This is a genomic window from Shinella sp. M27, from assembly GCF_049199905.1.
GTDB lineage: Bacteria > Pseudomonadota > Alphaproteobacteria > Rhizobiales > Rhizobiaceae > Shinella.
Map to the genome: position 1 here is coordinate 58,534 of NZ_JBLZPK010000032.1, position 16,536 is coordinate 75,069.

17 protein-coding genes are annotated in these 16,536 nt (G+C 64.7%); 2 read left to right on the plus strand and 15 right to left on the minus strand.

Annotated elements, in window-relative coordinates; all coding sequences use genetic code 11:
- Positions 1–38: 38 nt before the first annotated feature.
- The gene (locus ACOZK4_RS12485; protein ID WP_421592151.1) at positions 39–599 is read left to right on the plus strand and encodes a methylated-DNA--[protein]-cysteine S-methyltransferase; all 561 of its coding nucleotides are present in this window, start codon (positions 39–41) and stop codon (positions 597–599) included.
- On the opposite strand, the gene ACOZK4_RS12490 is transcribed toward ACOZK4_RS12485, so the two are convergent.
- From ACOZK4_RS12490 to ACOZK4_RS12560, 15 genes are all read right to left on the minus strand, one after another.
- Positions 596–1,459: a sigma-70 family RNA polymerase sigma factor gene (locus tag ACOZK4_RS12490; RefSeq protein WP_421592152.1), complete on the minus strand. Its 864-nt coding sequence runs from the start codon at positions 1,457–1,459 to the stop codon at positions 596–598. The genes ACOZK4_RS12485 and ACOZK4_RS12490 overlap by 4 nt on opposite strands.
- Positions 1,449–1,910 carry a carboxymuconolactone decarboxylase family protein gene (locus ACOZK4_RS12495; protein WP_421592153.1) on the minus strand — a complete coding sequence of 154 codons (462 nt, stop codon included), beginning with the start codon at positions 1,908–1,910 and terminating at the stop codon, positions 1,449–1,451. Before ACOZK4_RS12495 ends, ACOZK4_RS12490 begins: the two co-directional genes overlap by 11 nt.
- Before the next feature lie 145 nt (positions 1,911–2,055).
- A complete protein-coding gene (gene guaA / locus ACOZK4_RS12500; protein ID WP_421592154.1) occupies positions 2,056–3,618 on the minus strand; it encodes a glutamine-hydrolyzing GMP synthase in 1,563 nt (520 codons plus the stop codon).
- 53 nt (positions 3,619–3,671) lie between these two features.
- A complete protein-coding gene (locus ACOZK4_RS12505) occupies positions 3,672–4,316 on the minus strand; it encodes a 5'-methylthioadenosine/S-adenosylhomocysteine nucleosidase (protein WP_421592155.1) in 645 nt (214 codons plus the stop codon).
- A complete protein-coding gene (locus tag ACOZK4_RS12510) occupies positions 4,313–4,762 on the minus strand; it encodes a PaaI family thioesterase (protein WP_421592156.1) in 450 nt (149 codons plus the stop codon). Before ACOZK4_RS12510 ends, ACOZK4_RS12505 begins: the two co-directional genes overlap by 4 nt.
- Positions 4,763–4,841: 79 nt before the next feature.
- On the minus strand, positions 4,842–5,297 hold the full coding sequence (locus tag ACOZK4_RS12515; RefSeq protein ID WP_421592157.1) for a TspO/MBR family protein: 456 nt from the start codon (positions 5,295–5,297) through the stop codon (positions 4,842–4,844).
- Between the two features lie 40 nt (positions 5,298–5,337).
- A complete protein-coding gene (locus ACOZK4_RS12520) occupies positions 5,338–6,441 on the minus strand; it encodes a DUF1513 domain-containing protein (protein ID WP_421592158.1) in 1,104 nt (367 codons plus the stop codon).
- Positions 6,441–7,568, minus strand: a complete 1,128-nt coding sequence (locus tag ACOZK4_RS12525; protein ID WP_421592159.1) for an imelysin family protein — start codon at positions 7,566–7,568, stop codon at positions 6,441–6,443. The genes ACOZK4_RS12520 and ACOZK4_RS12525 overlap by 1 nt, the downstream gene beginning before the upstream one ends.
- Positions 7,568–9,106, minus strand: a complete 1,539-nt coding sequence (locus ACOZK4_RS12530; protein WP_421592160.1) for a di-heme oxidoredictase family protein — start codon at positions 9,104–9,106, stop codon at positions 7,568–7,570. The genes ACOZK4_RS12525 and ACOZK4_RS12530 overlap by 1 nt, the downstream gene beginning before the upstream one ends.
- A gap of 44 nt (positions 9,107–9,150) precedes the next feature.
- Positions 9,151–10,428 carry an imelysin family protein gene (locus tag ACOZK4_RS12535; protein WP_421592161.1) on the minus strand — a complete coding sequence of 426 codons (1,278 nt, stop codon included), beginning with the start codon at positions 10,426–10,428 and terminating at the stop codon, positions 9,151–9,153.
- A 199-nt stretch (positions 10,429–10,627) separates the two neighbouring features.
- A complete protein-coding gene (locus ACOZK4_RS12540; protein ID WP_421592162.1) occupies positions 10,628–11,917 on the minus strand; it encodes an RsmB/NOP family class I SAM-dependent RNA methyltransferase in 1,290 nt (429 codons plus the stop codon).
- A gap of 77 nt (positions 11,918–11,994) precedes the next feature.
- Positions 11,995–12,357, minus strand: coding sequence for a septal ring lytic transglycosylase RlpA family protein (locus ACOZK4_RS12545; RefSeq protein ID WP_421592163.1), 363 nt, complete (start codon positions 12,355–12,357; stop codon positions 11,995–11,997).
- 363 nt (positions 12,358–12,720) lie between these two features.
- The gene (locus ACOZK4_RS12550) at positions 12,721–13,599 is read right to left on the minus strand and encodes an SDR family oxidoreductase (RefSeq protein ID WP_421592164.1); all 879 of its coding nucleotides are present in this window, start codon (positions 13,597–13,599) and stop codon (positions 12,721–12,723) included.
- On the minus strand, positions 13,596–14,738 hold the full coding sequence (gene queG / locus ACOZK4_RS12555) for a tRNA epoxyqueuosine(34) reductase QueG (protein WP_421592165.1): 1,143 nt from the start codon (positions 14,736–14,738) through the stop codon (positions 13,596–13,598). The genes ACOZK4_RS12550 and queG overlap by 4 nt, the downstream gene beginning before the upstream one ends.
- Positions 14,739–14,748: 10 nt before the next feature.
- On the minus strand, positions 14,749–15,441 hold the full coding sequence (locus tag ACOZK4_RS12560) for a glutathione S-transferase family protein (protein ID WP_313530222.1): 693 nt from the start codon (positions 15,439–15,441) through the stop codon (positions 14,749–14,751).
- Positions 15,442–15,628: 187 nt separating this feature from the next.
- Between ACOZK4_RS12560 and ACOZK4_RS12565 the strand changes: the two genes are divergently transcribed.
- Positions 15,629–16,435 (plus strand): undecaprenyl-diphosphate phosphatase, encoded by an 807-nt coding sequence (locus ACOZK4_RS12565; RefSeq protein WP_421592166.1) that lies wholly within the window; start codon positions 15,629–15,631, stop codon positions 16,433–16,435.
- Positions 16,436–16,536: the final 101 nt, after the last annotated feature.

Sequence of the window (16,536 nt, forward strand, 5' to 3'; positions counted from 1 at the left end):
ACCCGATCTTGTGGTGCAAGCGGCAACAGGAGCCGATCATGACCGGCAAGACACACCATCTGATCTTCGACACGGCGGGCGGCCCCTGCGGCATCGCCTGGACGGAAGCGGGTGTCGTGCGCTTCCAGCTGCCGGGCGAAGACGCCGCCACGACCCGCCGCCTGCTGCTGCGCCATCTGCCCGATGCCGAGGCGGCCGAACCGCCGTCCGCCGTCCAGCAGGCCGTGGCCGCTGCACAGCGCTATTTTGCCGGGGAGGAAGCCGATTTCACCGCCGTGCCGCTCGATCTCGCCGGCCAGAGCGATTTCTTCCTGAAGGTTTACGATGCCGCCCGGCGGGTGCATTGGGGCGAGACGACGACCTACGGCACCATCGCCCGCGATCTGGGTGCGGGCCCGGAAATGGCGCGCGAGGTCGGCCAGGCCATGGCGAAGAACCCCGTCGCCCTCATCATCCCCTGTCACCGCGTGCTCGCCGCCGGCGGCAAGGTCGGCGGCTTTTCCGCGCCGGGCGGTTCCATCTCCAAGGTGAAGATGCTGGCGCTGGAAGGCGTCTCCTTCGCCCCGCCGGCCCCGGCGCAGCAGTCGTTCGGGTTTTAGCCGGGGAGCTTCGCCCCGGTCAGCTTGTCCGGATTGCGGGTGATATAGATGGCGGCGATGCGCCCCTCGACGATTTCCACGGCGGTCGTCTGCAGGTGGCCGTCTACCCGGCTCAGAAAACCCGGCAGGCCATCGATCACGACATGGCCGAGAAATTCCATGCGGGAACCGAGTTTTCGCGCAAGCCCGAGATAAAGCCGGATGAGGCGATCGACACCCTGAATGGCGTTGGGAAAGGTCAACACCTTGCCGCCCCCGTCCGAGCGCAGCGTCACATCCGACGCCAGCAGCGAACCGAGTGCTGCGGCATCGCCCAGCCGGCAGGCCTCGAAGAAGGCGCGCGTCAGCGCCTCGCCGTCTTCGCGGGCGATCTCGTAGCGCGGCTGATCGAGGCGCACATGGGCGCGTGCCCGTGCCGCCAGTTGCCGCGTGGCGGCCGGGCTGCGCTTCAGCGTCGCCGCCACGTCGTCGAGCGGCTGGTTGAAGACGTCATGCAGCAGGAAGGCGGCACGCTCCAGCGGCGAGAGGCGTTCAAGCGCCACCATCAGGGTGAGCGTGATGTTGTCGGCGCGCTCTTCGTCGTCTTCCGGTTCGATCAGCGGTTCGGGCAGCCATTGGCCGGGATAGGTCTCGCGGCGTGCGCGCGCCGACTTCATCACATCGAGGCAAAGGCGCGAAACGATGCGGGTGAGCCAGGCGGCCGGTTCGGCGACTGCGTTGCGGTCGCTGCGGTGCCAACGCAGCCAGGCCTCCTGTACGACATCCTCCGCCTCCGCCCGCGAGCCGAGCATGCGATAGGCCAGGCGCAGCAGCCGCGGCCGCTGCGCTTCGAAGATTTGCGTGGCCGGATCAGGCAGCATGACGCTGGTCGACCGGATGTTCGGCGCGAAACCCGACCTGTACCCGGTTCCAGACATTGATCGCGCCGATGGCGATGGTGAGCCAAGCCTGTTCGTCCGCCGTGAAGGCGGCTTCGAGGTCCACCCAGTCGGTGTCTGGGGCATGGGTTTCAGCGACCAGCGTCAGCGCTTCGGTCCAGGCGAGGGCTGCCCGTTCACGCGCGGTGTACAGCGAGGAGTCACGCCAGCCGGCCAGAAGATGCAGGCGCATCGGGTCCTCACCGTCCTTCAGCGCTTCGCCGACATGCATGTGGATGCAATAGGCGCAGCCGTTGATCTGCGAGGCGCGCACCTTTACCAGATGCACCAGGATGGCATCGAGCGGGCTCGCCTTCAGGGCGGCTTCCAGCGCAAACATCGCCTTGAAGGCGGGGTCGGCGCGTTTGAAATAATCGGTCATGCGGGGTGACATTCCAGTCTCCTTTTCAATTCTACACCGCCATGACGAGGCCGGAACGGCAGATGTGACATCGGTGCGGAATTTTTTCTAGAAAAAGAGAAAAACCCCGACGCGGGCGCCGGGGCTTCGAGATGTCACTGCGGTGAGGAGGCTATCTTCATTCCCACTCGATCGTGCCCGGCGGCTTGGACGTTACGTCATAAACGACGCGGTTGATGCCGCGGACTTCGTTGATGATGCGCGTCGCGGCGCGGCCGAGGAAGTTCATGTCGTAATGGTAGAAGTCGGCGGTCATGCCGTCGACGGAGGTGACGGCGCGCAGCGCGCAGACGAATTCATAGGTGCGTCCGTCGCCCATGACGCCGACCGTCTGGACGGGGAGAAGCACGGCGAAGGCCTGCCAGATCTTGTCGTAGAGACCTGCCTTGCGGATCTCGTCGAGATAGATCGCGTCGGCTTCGCGCAGGATCTCCAGCTTGTCGCGGGTGATGCCGCCGGGGCAGCGGATGGCAAGGCCCGGACCCGGGAAGGGGTGGCGGCCGATGAAGCTGTCGGGTAGGCCAAGTTCGCGGCCGAGCACGCGCACTTCGTCCTTGAAGAGTTCGCGCAGCGGCTCGACGAGCTTCATGTTCATGCGGTCGGGAAGGCCGCCGACATTGTGGTGCGACTTGATCGTGACCGAGGGGCCGCCGGTAAACGAGACGCTTTCGATCACGTCGGGATAAAGTGTGCCCTGGGCGAGGAATTCCGCGCCGCCGAGCTTCTTGGCCTCGTCCTCGAAGACTTCGATGAACAGGCGGCCGATGATCTTGCGCTTGGTTTCCGGGTCGGACACGCCTTCCAGCTCGCCAACGAAACGATCGACGGCGTCGACATGGATGAGGTGCAGATTGTAGTGCTCGCGGAACATGGCGACGACGTCGGCCGCCTCGTTCTTGCGCATCAGGCCGTGGTCGACGAGGATGCAGGTGAGCTGCGCGCCGACGGCCTCATGGATGAGGAGGGCAGCAACGGACGAATCGACGCCGCCCGAAAGGGCGCAGATGACGCGCTTGTCGCCGACCTGCTCGCGGATCGCTTCCACGGCGCGGGCGCGGTAGGCCGACATCGACCAGTCGCCCTTGATGCCGGCGATCTTGTGCACGAAGTTCGAGAGCAGCTTGGCACCATCCGGCGTGTGCACCACTTCCGGGTGGAACATCGTCGTGTAGTAGCGCTTCGCCTCGTTGACGCAGATGGCGAAGGGGGCGTTTTCCGAAGTGCCGATGATCTCGAAGCCCTCGGGCGCGACGGTGACGCGGTCGCCGTGGCTCATCCAGACCGGATATTTCTGGCCGACGTCCCAGAAGCCGTCGAAGAGCGGGCTGGACTTCAGGATTTCCACATCGGCGCGGCCGAATTCGCGGGCGTGGCCGCCTTCGACGGTGCCGCCGAGCTGGGTGGCGAGCGTCTGCTGGCCATAGCAGATGCCGAGGATCGGCAGGCCGGAATCGAAAGCGATCTGCGGGGCGCGGGGGCTGCCCTGATCGAGCACCGAGGCCGGGCCGCCGGAGAAGATGATCGCCTTCGGCTGCATGCGGTGGAAGGCTTCTTCCGCCGACTGGAAGGGGATGATCTCGCAATAGACGCCTGCTTCGCGCACGCGCCGCCCGATGAGCTGGGTCACCTGGCTGCCGAAATCGATGATGAGAACGCTGTCGGGATGAGCTGTCTGGGTCATGGCGAGCCTTTAATGAAAAACCTCGCGCCGCGCAACCGGGGACGGCCGGATTTTCAGCCGTTGCGCACGATCGTGCCGCTGGCGACGGCCGCTTCCAGCGTGTCGATAGCGGCGGCGAGTTTTTCGTCGATGATGTGGAGGTATTCCGTCCAGTTGCCGATATGGGTGAGCTCGGCCTTGCCATCGGAAATGCCGCGCAGGCCGATGAGGGCGACGTCGAAGGCCTGGCAGGCGCGCAGCGCGCCAAAGGTTTCCATCTCCACCATGTCGGCGTCGATGCCGGCATAGGCTGCGCCCGAGACGATGTTGGCGCCGGTGGAGAGCCGTGCGGCGGGAATGCCGGGAATGATGCAGGAAAGAGGAACTTCGGCCGGCAGGTCGAGGAAGGGTGTTGCCCCCCTGGTGAAGCCGAGCGGCGAGGCATCCATGTCGCGATAGGAAACGGAGGCCGCCTGATAGATCTCCGTCTGCTCCAGTGTGGCGGAGCCGGCCGAGCCGAGTGAGACGACATAGTCGGGCAGGTCGCCATCCGCCGCCAGGTGGCAAAGCGCCAGCGTCAGCTGCACGGCGGCCTCGACGGGGCCGACGCCGGTCATGAGCGGCGTGATGCGGGCCTTGAGATGTGGACCGTATTCGGGGCTGGCGGCCATGACATAGAGGATGCGCTTCGTACGGACGGTCTTTAGGGCGAAACTCATTCGGCGATGTCCTCGCGGCCGCGCACCACCATCATCGTGCCGGTCATCGAGGCGATCAGCTTGGCCGGTCCGTCGGAAATGGCATAGCCGCGCCCGTCGGCGACGATGATGTTGGAGCCCGGCTTGGTGACCTCGCCGCGGAACAGGAACCGCTCGCCACGCCCCGGCGACATCAGGTTCACCTTGAATTCGATGGTGAGGATGGAGGCATCCGCATCGATGACGGAATAGGCGGCGTAGCCGCAGGCCGTGTCGAGGGCCGCTGAAATGACGCCGGCATGGAGGAAGCCGTGCTGCTGCGTCAGCTTCTCGTCAAACGCCAGCTCGATTTCCACGGTGCCGTGTTCGACGCGGGTCAGCTCGGCGCCGATCAGCTTCATGGCCGGCTGCCGGCCGAAACTTCTGGTAATGCGGCCGGCGAAATCCGGCGGTGGAAAGCCTGTCATGATGCCCACATGGTGCGGGCGCGCGGCCCTAAGGAACGGACCGACGTTTGCACGGCCTATGCTGCACTGCAAGCGCCTTTCAGTTCAGCGCGACGATTGCGCCGTTGAGCGCGGTCGCGAAGGCGACCCAGGCGAGATAGGGCAGGAAGAGCAGTGCCGCCGTGCGGTCCTGCCGCCACGACGCGAGGATGAAGCCCACGACCGTGACGAGAAGGCCGAGGATGACGATCAGGGCCGAGGTCGGGTCCTGAAGGCCGAAGAAGATCGGCGACCAGGCGAAGTTGAGGACGAGCTGGGCAACCCACAGCCGCATGGCCATGGAATTGCGGAGTGAAAGCCACGTGCGTGCGCCGACAAACGCGATGACGACGTAGAGCAGGCTCCAAACCGGGGCGAAGAGCCAGTTCGGCGGATTGAACCAGGGCTTGGCCAGCGATTGGTACCAGTCACCGGGCACGTTGTTGGCGCCGATCAGAAGGCCGCCGCCGAGGACGAGAATGAGGAAGGCGAGATAGACGAGGGGCTTGTTGTTCATGCCCCTGACCTAGGGCACGCGTTGCCGCCGTCCAGAGGCGTCAGCCGGCAGATTTCAGGCTGGCGATATGCTGGTCCCAGGCGACGTCCTCGCTGCGTCCGGCAAAGCGGCCATCGTAGGAGGAAACGGCAAAGCCATGCGGCGTGGCAGCGATGCCGGCCGCGTCCGCGACGCTTTCGTCACGCATGACCCGCCCGCTTTTTCCGTCGAGCACGACGAAGCGGCCGCCATTCGGCGAGGTGAGGCCGACGAAGCCCTCGCGGCGGTTGACGGCGATGGCGCCGACATAGTTGGCAAGGCCGATCGTGGTCTCCTCGGGCAGCGACAGGAAGGTCAGGTCCTCGCCCTTGCCGAAATGGCCGACGAGCGGCGGCAGATCGTTGCGCGGGCCTTCATACTGGCAGGCGAACCAGATGCGGCCCTTGTCGTCGAGATCGATATGGCGGGTGGAGAGCTGGCGCAGCTTTTCCGGCAGCGCATGACGCTCGACAAGCGCGCCGCTCGCCGCCTCGATCAGGGCGAGCGAGGGCTCCATATGGTCGAGATTGAGCTTGGTGCGGCCGAAATCCGGATGGGTCTCGATCCCGCCATTGGCGGCGATGAGCAGCTTGCCGTCGTCGCTGACGGAGAGGTCGTGGGTGCCGATGCCATAGGTCTGGTATTCCCCGATGCGGCGATAGTTTTCCCGTGCGTCGTAGAGGCCGATGACGCCGCGGTTGGCGTCGAAATCGTTCTCGCTGGCATAGAGCAGCCGGCCATCGGGCGAAAAGCAGCCGTGGCCGAAGAAATGGCGGTTTTCGGCGGCGGCGATGGTTATCGGCTGCTTCTGGCTGTTACGGTCTATGACCAGCGCGAAGGTACCGGGGCGCCGCGCGAAGGCGACGAGGTGGTTGGTGACAGGCGAAAAGGCCATGCCGTGGCTGCGGGCGGGTAGCGGCGTGCGCTCGATCACGCTGCCGTCTTCGGCAAGCACCGCAATGCCGAAGCTGCCGTCGGAGGCCTTGTAGCCTGAGGCGAAGACGGCGTCGGTGCGCGACAGCGCGAAGGTGGCGTGCGGGGTCAGCGCCGCCGCCCAGGCCGCACCCGCCATGCGCAGGAAGGCGCGCCGGTCGAGAAGCGCGCTCTGGCCGCCCAGGTTTCTCATCAGTCGCCGTCCGAGAAGGAGAAGCCGGAGCCAAGCCCGATGGCGCCGCCATAACCGCCGTCGAGGGCGAGGATCAGCTCGCGCGTGTTGACGAGCAGGAAGTTGATTTTCTGCTGTTCCTCAGGCGTCGAAACCGCCTTCTCCATGTCGGTGTCGATCGTCGGGATGATCCGGCGCAGCGATTTCAGGATGAAGTCGATATTGCCGTTGACCGAGGCGATGCTGGGATCGATGAGATCAGCCATGCCGGATTTGTCGAACAGCGTCTGCAAGCCCTCGAGATTGGCTTCGATCGACGTCCAGGTGTTTCCCGAGCGCCAGAAGACCGCCGATTTCGGCCGGGCGATGCCGCCATTGCGGTAGAAGGTCTCGATGCGCTGGTCGCGCACCGCCTCCGTGCCGTGCACGAGAATGCCGAGCAGCGCCGTCATCGCCTCCTTGCCGGTGCGGAAAACGGGATTGTCGGGGCCGGGATGTTTCCAGTCCTTCTGCACGCCGTCGGGCGCATCCCAGGCGTCTGCGAGTGCGCCGGCCGTCGTCCGGATATGGGTCGCGACAGCGGCGGCATAGCGGCAGCGTAAGGCGTTCGGCGCTTGGGCGATCGCTTCCGAGCCGGTGCCGTAGAGGGCGAATTCGATGGCGCCGAAACCCTGGATCGCCACGCTCTTGCTGCCCATGGTCGCGGCGTCCGCATCCGCCTCGTCCGCCTTCTGCAGCAGCGCTTGTACCTGCTTCAGGCCGGTGCCCTTGCGGTCGGGATAAAACAGGATGCGCTCGAAGCGGTTGTCGTCGATGACGGGGCCGATGCGCACGATTTCGATGCGGCCCCAGTCGGTAACGGCCTGGCGGAAAGCGGCATCGACGGTCTTGCGGCCATCCTCCGAGGGCGCCTTGCAATAGGCTTGCGTCGTTTCGGCGAGCTTGCCGGCGGAAGCCTCGAAGGTGCGGTAGCCGGGACGGATTACGTCGTCGATGGCGCGCGTCATGATGCCGGTGACGATCTCTTCAGTCAGTTCGGGCACGGCGGGCGCGCTGCCTTCCTGTGCAAAGGCCGGCAGGCTCGTCGCAAACAGGAGGGAGGCGGCAAGCAGGGAGCCGAACCGAGGGAAAGACGGGCGCTGGGTCATCAGAGGCTCTCCAGGAAGGTCAGAAGGGCGTCGCGGTCATGTTTTTCCAGCGCAGCGAAGCGGTCGCGTGCCGCTTGTCCCTCGCCACCGTGCCAGAGAATGGCTTCGGTGAGGGAGCGCGCGCGCCCGTCATGCAGGAAGAACGTATGGCCGTTGACGGTTTTTGTAAGGCCGATACCCCAAAGCGGCGGCGTGCGCCACTCCCGCCCGGTCGCTACCCCCACCTGCTGCCCGTCGGCAAGGCCTTCGCCCATGTCGTGCAGCAGGAAATCGGAATAGGGCCAGACGAGCTGGAAGGCCTGCGCCTTGTTGGCGGCGTCGCGGCGGGTCACGAATTTCGGATGATGGCAGGAGACGCAGCCCGTTTCGTAGAACAGGCGCTTTCCCGCGAGCGTTTGAGCGAAGCTCGCCTTGCGCCGCGCTGGCACGGCGAGGTTTTCGGCATAGAAGGTCACGAGGTCCATGACCGGCGGCGGCGCTTCCGCATCGCCAAGCCGCTTCTGCACGCCGTTGGGACGCTCGATGCAGGCGGTTTGCGCCGGCATGCAGTCGCCCTGGTGCAGCGGCACCTCCGGGGTCGAAATGCCGATATCGAAGGCGAAGGCATCCGCGCTCTGCTGGCGCACGGTGGCGGACTGGGCCTTCCAGCCGAAGCGGCCGAGCGCCTGCTTACCCGTTTTGGGGTCAATGGCGACCGCCGCCTTGCCGCTGATGCCGTCTCCATCGGCATCGTCGGGGTCGGCCAGCGCAAGGATGTCCGCTTCGTGGATGGCCTCGACCAGACCGAGGCCGAGCATGGGCTGGGTGACGCGCGGCGAGAGCGTGGTCGTCGCGTCGAGGTCGCCATAGGCGCGGTCGGCGACGGCGTAGGTCGGGCGGCGGAGATGGACGACCTCGCCGCCGATCAGCATCACCGGTTCCTCTTCGTAGTCGATGACCATGCGGCCCTCGGCCTTGAGGCCGGGAATGGCCTGGTCCTGCAACTGCCGGCCGTAGATCGGATCGGGCAGGCTCATTGCTTGGAAGCTCTTCAGCGCCGCCTCTTCCTCGGGCGTCTTTGCCGGGCGGGCGAGGCGCAGGAACATCGAGGTGGCGTCCGCCGTGTTGTCCTCCGGCGGATGGCCGCGACCGTCCTTGATATGGCAGGATTGGCACGAGCGGGCATTGTAGAGCGGCCCGAGACCATCGGAAGCCTGCGTGGAGGAGGGCGAGGAAACCCAGAGTTTCTGGAACAGCGCGTTGCCGAGCTTGAAGGTCTCGCGCTCCTCGAAGGTGATGTTTTCGGAAAAGTGAGAGAAGCTGTTGCGGTCGATTTTCGCAAGCGAGGTCGCCGCACCGGCGGACATCGCCTCGTAGGGCTCGGCTTTGGAAAAATCCGTCGTCAGGGCCGTGACGGCCTTAACACGTTTCATGTCTTTGTCCGAAAGATCATCGCGGCCGCGTGTCTGCGAATGCGCGCTCCCCAGAACGAAAACGCCTGCGGCGACGGTGAACGCGGCGGAAACCGCGAGCAGGCGACGGGCAGGGCGTTCTGTCATGCAGGAAATCGGGCCGCATCCAAGGGAAGCGGCCCGCCTTCTTTCTATTGGAAGACAGCGGTAGGATTATCCAGGCTGTCGGAGCCTTCAAGCTCGATTTTGCCGAGGTCCAGCGACCCGATGACGCGTTCGATCGTCTTGGTCTGGTCGATCAGGCTGTCGATGGCGGTCTGGACGACCTTGTTGCCGGCCTCATTGCCTTCGCCGATCATCTGGTCATAGGCTTCGCCGCCTTCCGCACGGTCGACCAGCGCCTTGAAGGCGGCATGGCTGGCGTCGAGCTTCGCCTTCATCTCCTTATCGAGCGCGGCGTCCTTTTCCGCGACGAGCTCGGAGAGCGAGGGGCCGGTCAGCTTGGAACCGTCAGGGCGGGTATATTCGCCCGTATAGACGGTCTGGATGCCGGCGACGTCGTAGTAATGCGAGTTGTGCGTGTTGTCGGAGAAGCAATCATGCTCTTCTTCCGGATCATGCAGAAGCAGGCCGAGCTTCATGCGCTCGCCGGCGAGTTCGCCGTAGGAGAGCGAGCCCATGCCGGTCAGCATGGCGGTGATGCCGGCCTTCGGGTCCGATGTCACGTTCTTGGTGGCGTCGCCATCGGCGGCCCAGGCCTTCACCATCTCTTCGAGATCGGTGACGAGCAGCGAGGACGCGGCCTTCAGATAGGCGGCGCGGCGGTCGCAATTACCGTTGGTGCACTTGTCCTTGTCATAGTCGGTCGCCAGGCGGTTGCCCGCGCCGGGGCCGGTGCCGTTCAGATCCTGGCCCCAGAGCAGGAATTCGATGGCGTGGTAGCCGGTGGCGACATTCGCCTCGACTTCGCCGGCCTCGTGCAGTTCCTGCAGAACGGCGGGCGTGATCGTCGTCGCGTCGATCGTCTTGCCGGCGATTTCCAGCTTCGGATTGGCGATGACATTGCCGACGAACAGCGCGTTCTCGTCACTCTCCGTGCCATAGCTCGGGTCGACATAGTCGATCAGGCCTTCATCGAGCGGCCAGGCGTTCACCTTGCCTTCCCAATCGTCGACGATCGGGTTGCCGAAGCGATAGGCTTCCGTCTGCTGGTAGGGCACGCGCGCCTTCAGCCAGGCTTCGCGCGCTGCCTTCAGCGTTTCGTCGCTCGGCTTGGTGATGAGGGCGTCGACCGCCGCGTCGAGGGCTTTCGCCGCGTCGAGCGAGTCGGAGAACTTGGCGTGCGCGATTTCGGCATAATGCTTGACGATCGCAGCCGGATCGGCCGCCGCATGGGCGGAGCCGATGGCAAGGCTCGACGTCGCGGCAGCAAGCACGAAGGCGGCCGCGCGAAGGAAGGAAGTGGTCATGACGTCTCCTGGTGTCCTGTTTTGGCGTGTCCCCCGACACCGGACGTCGCGACCAATGGCGACCGCCCGGATGGACCAGCGCGAAGCCGGGCCGGGTTTATTCAGGCTTTGATGTCATGGACCAAATAAAAACTGGTGTCAAAGTGTATAGTTTAGAACGATTTCAAGTTCATCGTCGCTTTTGACGGATCGCAAGGCGTCACGCCTTGCGGCCCATCGCGCAGAAGAAGAAACCGTCCGTATCGGTCGATGCCGGGGTCAACGTCACGGTCTTGCCGTCGCGTGAGCGCGGCTGCGGTTTTCCGCTGCCGAAGAGGTTCTGCCAGGTGTCCGACGCCGAGAGGATTTCGAAGTCGGGATTGGCCTGGCAGAAGCCGTGGACCTGCTCTTCGTTTTCCTGCGGCAGGATCGAGCAGGTGACATAGAGCAGGAAGCCGCCGGGGCGCACGAAGGTGCTGGCATTGGCAAGCGCTTCCTGCTGCTGGCTGATACGCTCTTCCAGGTTCTTTTCGGTGAGGCGCCATTTGGTGTCCGGGCGGCGCCGCCAGGTGCCGGTGCCGGTGCAGGGCGCATCGACCAGCACGCGGTCGAAACGGCCCGTCATCGGCGCAAGGCTCGACAGGCTTTCGTGGACCTGCACATTGCGCGTGCCAGCGCGCTTCAGCCGCTCGATGATCGGGGCGAGGCGTTTGCGGTCGGTGTCGTAGGCGTGCACCTGGCCCTTGTTGTTCATCGCGGCCGCCATGGCGAGCGTCTTGCCGCCGCCGCCCGCGCAGAAATCGAGCACCTGCTCGCCCTCCTGCGGGAAGACGAGGTCGGCAACGATCTGCGAGCCTTCATCCTGCACCTCGAACCAGCCCTTCTGGAAGGCGAGGTCGGCGGTGACGTTGGGCAGGCGCGACGGGCCTTCGCCGGCGGGAATGCGGACACCCTGGCGGGCGATCGTCGAGGCGACGGCGCCGTTGCGCTCCAGCGCCTTGAGCACCTTGTCGCGGCTGGCCTTCAGCGTGTTGGCGCGCAGGTCCAGCGTCGGCCGGTCGGCCAGCGCCTTGGCTTCCGCCAGCCAGTCGTCCGAAAAATTCGCCTCGAAGGCCGGCTGGATCCAGTCCGGGATGTCGCCCTGCACATGCGGGGCGGCATCGTCGAGATTGCGGGCGTGGAATGCGGCAAGCCTGTCTTCCGATAGGGGCTCCGGCGCGAACCGGTCGCCGTCGAATTCAGCGGCGAGCGCCTCGGGCGAAAGGCCCCATTGGCGCAAGAGCACGGCGTAACCGAGGGCGGTCGGGCTGTCGTCGTCCATCAAGAAGGCGTGCGACAGTTTCATGCGCAGCGCGTCATAGACGATGTTGCCGATCGCGGCGCGGTCGCCGGAGCCGGCGAACCGATGGGCGAGGCCCCAGTCCTTGAGCGCATCGGCGACCGGGCGCCGCCGCGTCTCGATATCCGAGAGAACCTCGATGGCTCCCGAGAGCCGCCCACCCAATCGCATCCGTTTACTCCGTTTTGCGTCGTGGTAGCGGCGGAACGCGCCGAGAGCAAGCCGGCGCCGTCAGAATAGAGGCTGGATCAGCCGATGACCTCGTAACAGATCTTGGCGTGGCCGGCGCCGATCATGCCGATATTGGACGCGGCAGCCTTGGAGAGATCGAGAACGCGGCCACGGATGAACGGACCGCGATCATTGATGCGCACGACGACGCTGCGGCCGTTGTTGGAATTGGTGACCTTCAGCTTGGTGCCGAAGCGCAGGCTGCGATGGGCGGCCGTCATGAGGTTGGGGTTCATGCGCTCACCGGAAGCGGTGCGGGAGTGCAGCGCATACCAGGAGGCGCGGCCGCAACCGGCTGCCTGGGCATCGGAGAAGGAAACGAAGGAAGAGGAAGCGACGACGAGAGAAGCGAGCGCGAGGCTGGAGAATTTTGACAGCATGTATCGTGTGACCCTTACGGCGAGTTGCGGAAATCCCCTGTGATTGATCGCCCTATGAGGAAGCAAAAATGGCAAAAACGTGCCTCAACCGGCCACACTTGCTGTCGAAGTGCTGCCGGATATACAGTCCATCGCCCGCGATGGATTTTTAATCTTCGTTAACGAGGCCGGAAAGAGTCTTGAGAATCAGTCACTAAACTCATTCGACTTGTCGCTTGGAATAGTCGTGCAACATTTCCGCAAATTTTCGGAAAAAACTTTCAATATTAGCAGTTGCTGCGCAGGAATTCGGCGGCAAAAATGGGGCAGATAAATTTATGGTTGTGCAAAATCGCAAAAGCCGTCTCTTCCGGCCGCACTCCACTAGCCCCGCCAGCGCCCGGAAGCCTTGAGCTCGGCGAGCGATTGACGGTAGTTCGGGAAGCGGAATTCGAAGCCGGCAGAATGTAGCTTGGCGTTCGAGACGCGCTTGTTCTCCCCGTAGAAAGACCGCGCCATGGGAGAAAGTTCCGCCGTTTCGAAGGGAATATCGGGCGGGGTCGGCAGGCCCATCAGGCGGGCGGCTTCGGCAACGACGTCCTGCGGCGGGCCGGGCTCGTCGTCGGTGATGTTCCAGAGGCCGCCGAGACGGTTCTCCGACAGGAACAGCGCGGAGCCGCCGATATCCTCGACGCGGATGCGGTTGAACACCTGATCCTTCTTGATGAGACGGCGGGCGCTGCCCTCTTCTACGTTGCGCAACGCATTGCGGCCCGGCCCGTAAATGCCGGCAAGGCGCAGCACGGCGACGGGGATACCCGAGGCCGCGCCAAAGGCCAGCCAATGGTTCTCCGCTTCCACACGCTCGACGGAGCGGGCGGAGACCGGGTTCAGCGACGTTTCCTCGTCCACCCAGGCACCCTGATGATCGCCATAGACGCCGACGGTGGAGAGATAACCGGCCCATTCGAGCCGCGGCATCAGGGAAGACAGGGCCGGACTTCCGGCGCGAAACAGCGGATCGCCGTCCTTGCCCGGTGCGATGGACTGCACGACATGGGTGGCGCGCGCCATGTCGGCAGCGAGGCTTTCTGAAATCGTGCTACCGTCAAAGACGATGGGCGCGATGCCGAGGGCGCGCAGGCTTTCAGCCTTCTCCGCGGAGCGCGTGGTGCCCGAAACGGTAAAGTCCGCCGTCTTGAAAACCTCACCGATGGCCTTGCCGGAAAAACCGGCGCCGAGGATCAGGAGGTGTTTCGTCATGGGGTGGCCCTCGCTCTCTTATATTCCGCGCGCACATCCTCGTCCGCGTCGTCAGTCCTTCCTGCCGCAAATCTTGCGAATTCGGAAGCGTCCATCAGCCGGGAAAGCGCCCATGCGGCCATGCCGCGCACCACGGGGGATGCATCGTCGGCAAGATGGATGCATTGGGCGACCAGGCTGCGGTCGCCGGAATTGCCGGCGGCGATCAGGACGTTGCGCACGAAGCGGTCGCGGCCGATGCGCTTGACCGGCGAGCCGGAGAAATGGGCGCGGAAGCCGGGATCGTCGAAGGTCAGGAGATCGGCGAGCGCGGGCGCCTTCAGATCGTCGCGGGCGACGAGCTTCATTTCCGAGGCGCTGGCGGCGAACTTGTTCCACGGGCAGGCGGCAAGGCAATCGTCGCAGCCATAGATGCGGTTGCCGATCTTTTCGCGGATGGCGGGGTCGATCGTGCCCTTGTGCTCGATGGTCAGATAGGAGATGCAGCGGCGCGCATCGATCTTGTAGGGCGCGGGGAAGGCGTCGGTCGGGCAGGCGTCGAGACAGGCGCGGCAGGAGCCGCAATGGTCGCCCTCCGGCTCGTCCTTATAGAGGTCGGCGGTGGTGAACAGGCTACCGAGGAAGAGCCAGGAGCCGTGCGTGCGGCTGACGAGGTTGGTGTGCTTGCCCTGCCAGCCGAGGCCGGCGGCGGCGGCGAGCGGCTTTTCCATGACGGGCGCGGTATCGACGAAGACTTTGACATCCGCCCCGCCGCGCGCGGCAAAGCGCGTGGCGACTTCCTTCAGCCGGCCCTTGATGATGTCGTGATAGTCGCGGTTCTGCGCATAGACGGAGATCGCTGCCTGGTCGGGCCTCTTTAGCACGTCGCGCGGATCGTGCTCGGGACCGTAGTTCATGGCGAAGACGACGATGGAGCGCACCTCGCCCCACAGCACGCGCGGATCGGCGCGGCGGGCTTGCGTCTCCGCCATCCACTCCATCGTGCCGTGGTAGCCATTGGAAAGGAAATCGGCGAGGCGGGCGGGGGCCTGCGGAATGGAGTCAGGCCCGGTGATGCGACAAAGATCAAAACCCTTGTCGGCCGCTTCCGCCTTGATGAAATCGGTCAGGCGGCGCCGGATCTTTTCGTCGCCCGACATGGCCGCGTCCTCAGAAATCGAGGTCCGCATAGTGCGAGACCGGGGTGACGCCACGCACGCGCTCGGCCAGCAGCGGGCGGAAGGACGGGCGCGACTTCAGCCGCTGATACCAGTCCTTCGCCTGCGGCGCGTCCGCCCAGTTGATCTCGCCCATATAGTCGAGCACCGAAAGACAGGCAGCTGCGGCAAGGTCGGCATAGGAGAGACGATCACCGGCGAGATAGGTGCGCGAGCCGGCAAGCCAGGAGAGATACTTCATGTGCTGGCGGATATTGGCGCGCGAATTGCGCAGCACCTTGCTGTCCGGCGGGCCGCCGCCCTGGTCGGACGTCATCTGCAGCTTGAAGATCCGCTCGCGCACCAAGGGGCGCGTCACGTCCTGCTCCATCTTCTGCAGGAACCATTCCGTCAGGCGGCGGATTTCGGCGCGCTGGAACGGGTCTTCGGCGAGCAGCCGGCGGTCACGCTTCAAAACGCCGTGCGTCTCGTCGAGATATTCCGAGATGATGCTGGCGCCGCAGAGCGCACGCATGCTGTCATCGACATAGACGGGCAGCGTGCCGGCCGGGTTCAGCGCCAGGAAATCGCGCCGGTTTTCCCAGGGCTGCTCCTCGGCAAGCTCCGTCTGGAACCCGTATTCCGACAGGATGAGCCGGACGAAGCGGGAGGCGGCGGACATCGGGTGATGATAGAGTGTGGGCATTCGGGCTGCTTTGCTGATCTTGCGGAAGGAGCTTTGCCGGGCCTGTCGCTTCGTTGGGAGCTGATTTGGTCGCGGCTGATTTGACGAACCTATAGAAATTTGGTGGTACAAACACAAGCGAATCGGGCTTTTTGCCGTACGCCTGCTTCGTATCATGCCTTCCTTTCCCAATTCCCAAGGAACCTTCATGGCAGACCAGTCTATCGTCAGCGCCCTCATTCTCGGTCTTATCGAGGGCCTGACCGAATTCATCCCGGTGTCTTCCACCGCCCATGTCGTGCTGGCGCAGCATTTCCTCGGCTTCAAGTCACCGGGCAACGCCTTCGCCGTCCTGATCCAGCTCGGGGCCATTCTCGCCATTCTCTCGGTGTATTTCTCCAAGCTCCTGGGTATCGCGCTCTCGCTGCCGTCGAGCCCGCAATCGCGCCGCTTCGTGCTGTCCATCCTGCTTGCGTTCCTGCCGGCGGCCGTCATCGGCGCGCTCGCGCATGATTTCATCAAGACGGTGCTGTTCGAAACGCCGATGCTGATCTGTATCGTCCTGATCGTCGGCGGCATCATTCTCTATGTGGTGGACCGGTTGCCGCTCACGCCGCGTTATACGGATGTCATGCAGTATCCGCCATCGCTCGCCTTCAAGATCGGTCTCTGCCAGTGCCTGGCCATGATCCCCGGCACCTCGCGCTCGGGTGCGACCATCGCCGGCGCACTGCTGATGGGCACCGACAAGCGGTCTGCTGCGGAATTCTCGTTCTTCCTGGCGATGCCCACCATGGTCGGCGCTTTCGCGCTCGATCTTTACAAGAATCGCGATGCGCTCTCGTCCGATGACTTCGTGATCATCGGCGTCGGCTTCATCGCCGCCTTCGTGGCGGGCCTCTTCGTCGTGCGCTCGCTGCTCGACTTCGTGTCGCGCCGCGGCTTCACGCTGTTCGCCATCTGGCGCATCGTCGTGGGCACGCTGGGCCTGATCGCCCTTCTGATCTGGGGTTGAAGGACCGGCTTCGGCCGGTCTCTTCAGACTGGCCGGGGCCTACTTGACCGAAGCGGTCGTGCACGGATCGACGCCGTACGCCGGCGAGCAGCCGTGCTTGC

Bases quoted from the DNA above. Each gene is read 5' to 3' on its own strand.
- ACOZK4_RS12485 (WP_421592151.1), top strand. From the start codon at position 39: ATGACCGGCAAGACACACCATCTGATCTTCGACACGGCGGGCGGCCCC.
- ACOZK4_RS12490 (WP_421592152.1), bottom strand. From the start codon at position 1,459: ATGCTGCCTGATCCGGCCACGCAAATCTTCGAAGCGCAGCGGCCGCGG.
- ACOZK4_RS12495 (WP_421592153.1), bottom strand. From the start codon at position 1,910: ATGTCACCCCGCATGACCGATTATTTCAAACGCGCCGACCCCGCCTTC.
- guaA (WP_421592154.1), bottom strand. From the start codon at position 3,618: ATGACCCAGACAGCTCATCCCGACAGCGTTCTCATCATCGATTTCGGC.
- ACOZK4_RS12505 (WP_421592155.1), bottom strand. From the start codon at position 4,316: ATGAGTTTCGCCCTAAAGACCGTCCGTACGAAGCGCATCCTCTATGTC.
- ACOZK4_RS12510 (WP_421592156.1), bottom strand. From the start codon at position 4,762: ATGACAGGCTTTCCACCGCCGGATTTCGCCGGCCGCATTACCAGAAGT.
- ACOZK4_RS12515 (WP_421592157.1), bottom strand. From the start codon at position 5,297: ATGAACAACAAGCCCCTCGTCTATCTCGCCTTCCTCATTCTCGTCCTC.
- ACOZK4_RS12520 (WP_421592158.1), bottom strand. From the start codon at position 6,441: ATGAGAAACCTGGGCGGCCAGAGCGCGCTTCTCGACCGGCGCGCCTTC.
- ACOZK4_RS12525 (WP_421592159.1), bottom strand. From the start codon at position 7,568: ATGACCCAGCGCCCGTCTTTCCCTCGGTTCGGCTCCCTGCTTGCCGCC.
- ACOZK4_RS12530 (WP_421592160.1), bottom strand. From the start codon at position 9,106: ATGACAGAACGCCCTGCCCGTCGCCTGCTCGCGGTTTCCGCCGCGTTC.
- ACOZK4_RS12535 (WP_421592161.1), bottom strand. From the start codon at position 10,428: ATGACCACTTCCTTCCTTCGCGCGGCCGCCTTCGTGCTTGCTGCCGCG.
- ACOZK4_RS12540 (WP_421592162.1), bottom strand. From the start codon at position 11,917: ATGCGATTGGGTGGGCGGCTCTCGGGAGCCATCGAGGTTCTCTCGGAT.
- ACOZK4_RS12545 (WP_421592163.1), bottom strand. From the start codon at position 12,357: ATGCTGTCAAAATTCTCCAGCCTCGCGCTCGCTTCTCTCGTCGTCGCT.
- ACOZK4_RS12550 (WP_421592164.1), bottom strand. From the start codon at position 13,599: ATGACGAAACACCTCCTGATCCTCGGCGCCGGTTTTTCCGGCAAGGCC.
- queG (WP_421592165.1), bottom strand. From the start codon at position 14,738: ATGTCGGGCGACGAAAAGATCCGGCGCCGCCTGACCGATTTCATCAAG.
- ACOZK4_RS12560 (WP_313530222.1), bottom strand. From the start codon at position 15,441: ATGCCCACACTCTATCATCACCCGATGTCCGCCGCCTCCCGCTTCGTC.
- ACOZK4_RS12565 (WP_421592166.1), top strand. From the start codon at position 15,629: ATGGCAGACCAGTCTATCGTCAGCGCCCTCATTCTCGGTCTTATCGAG.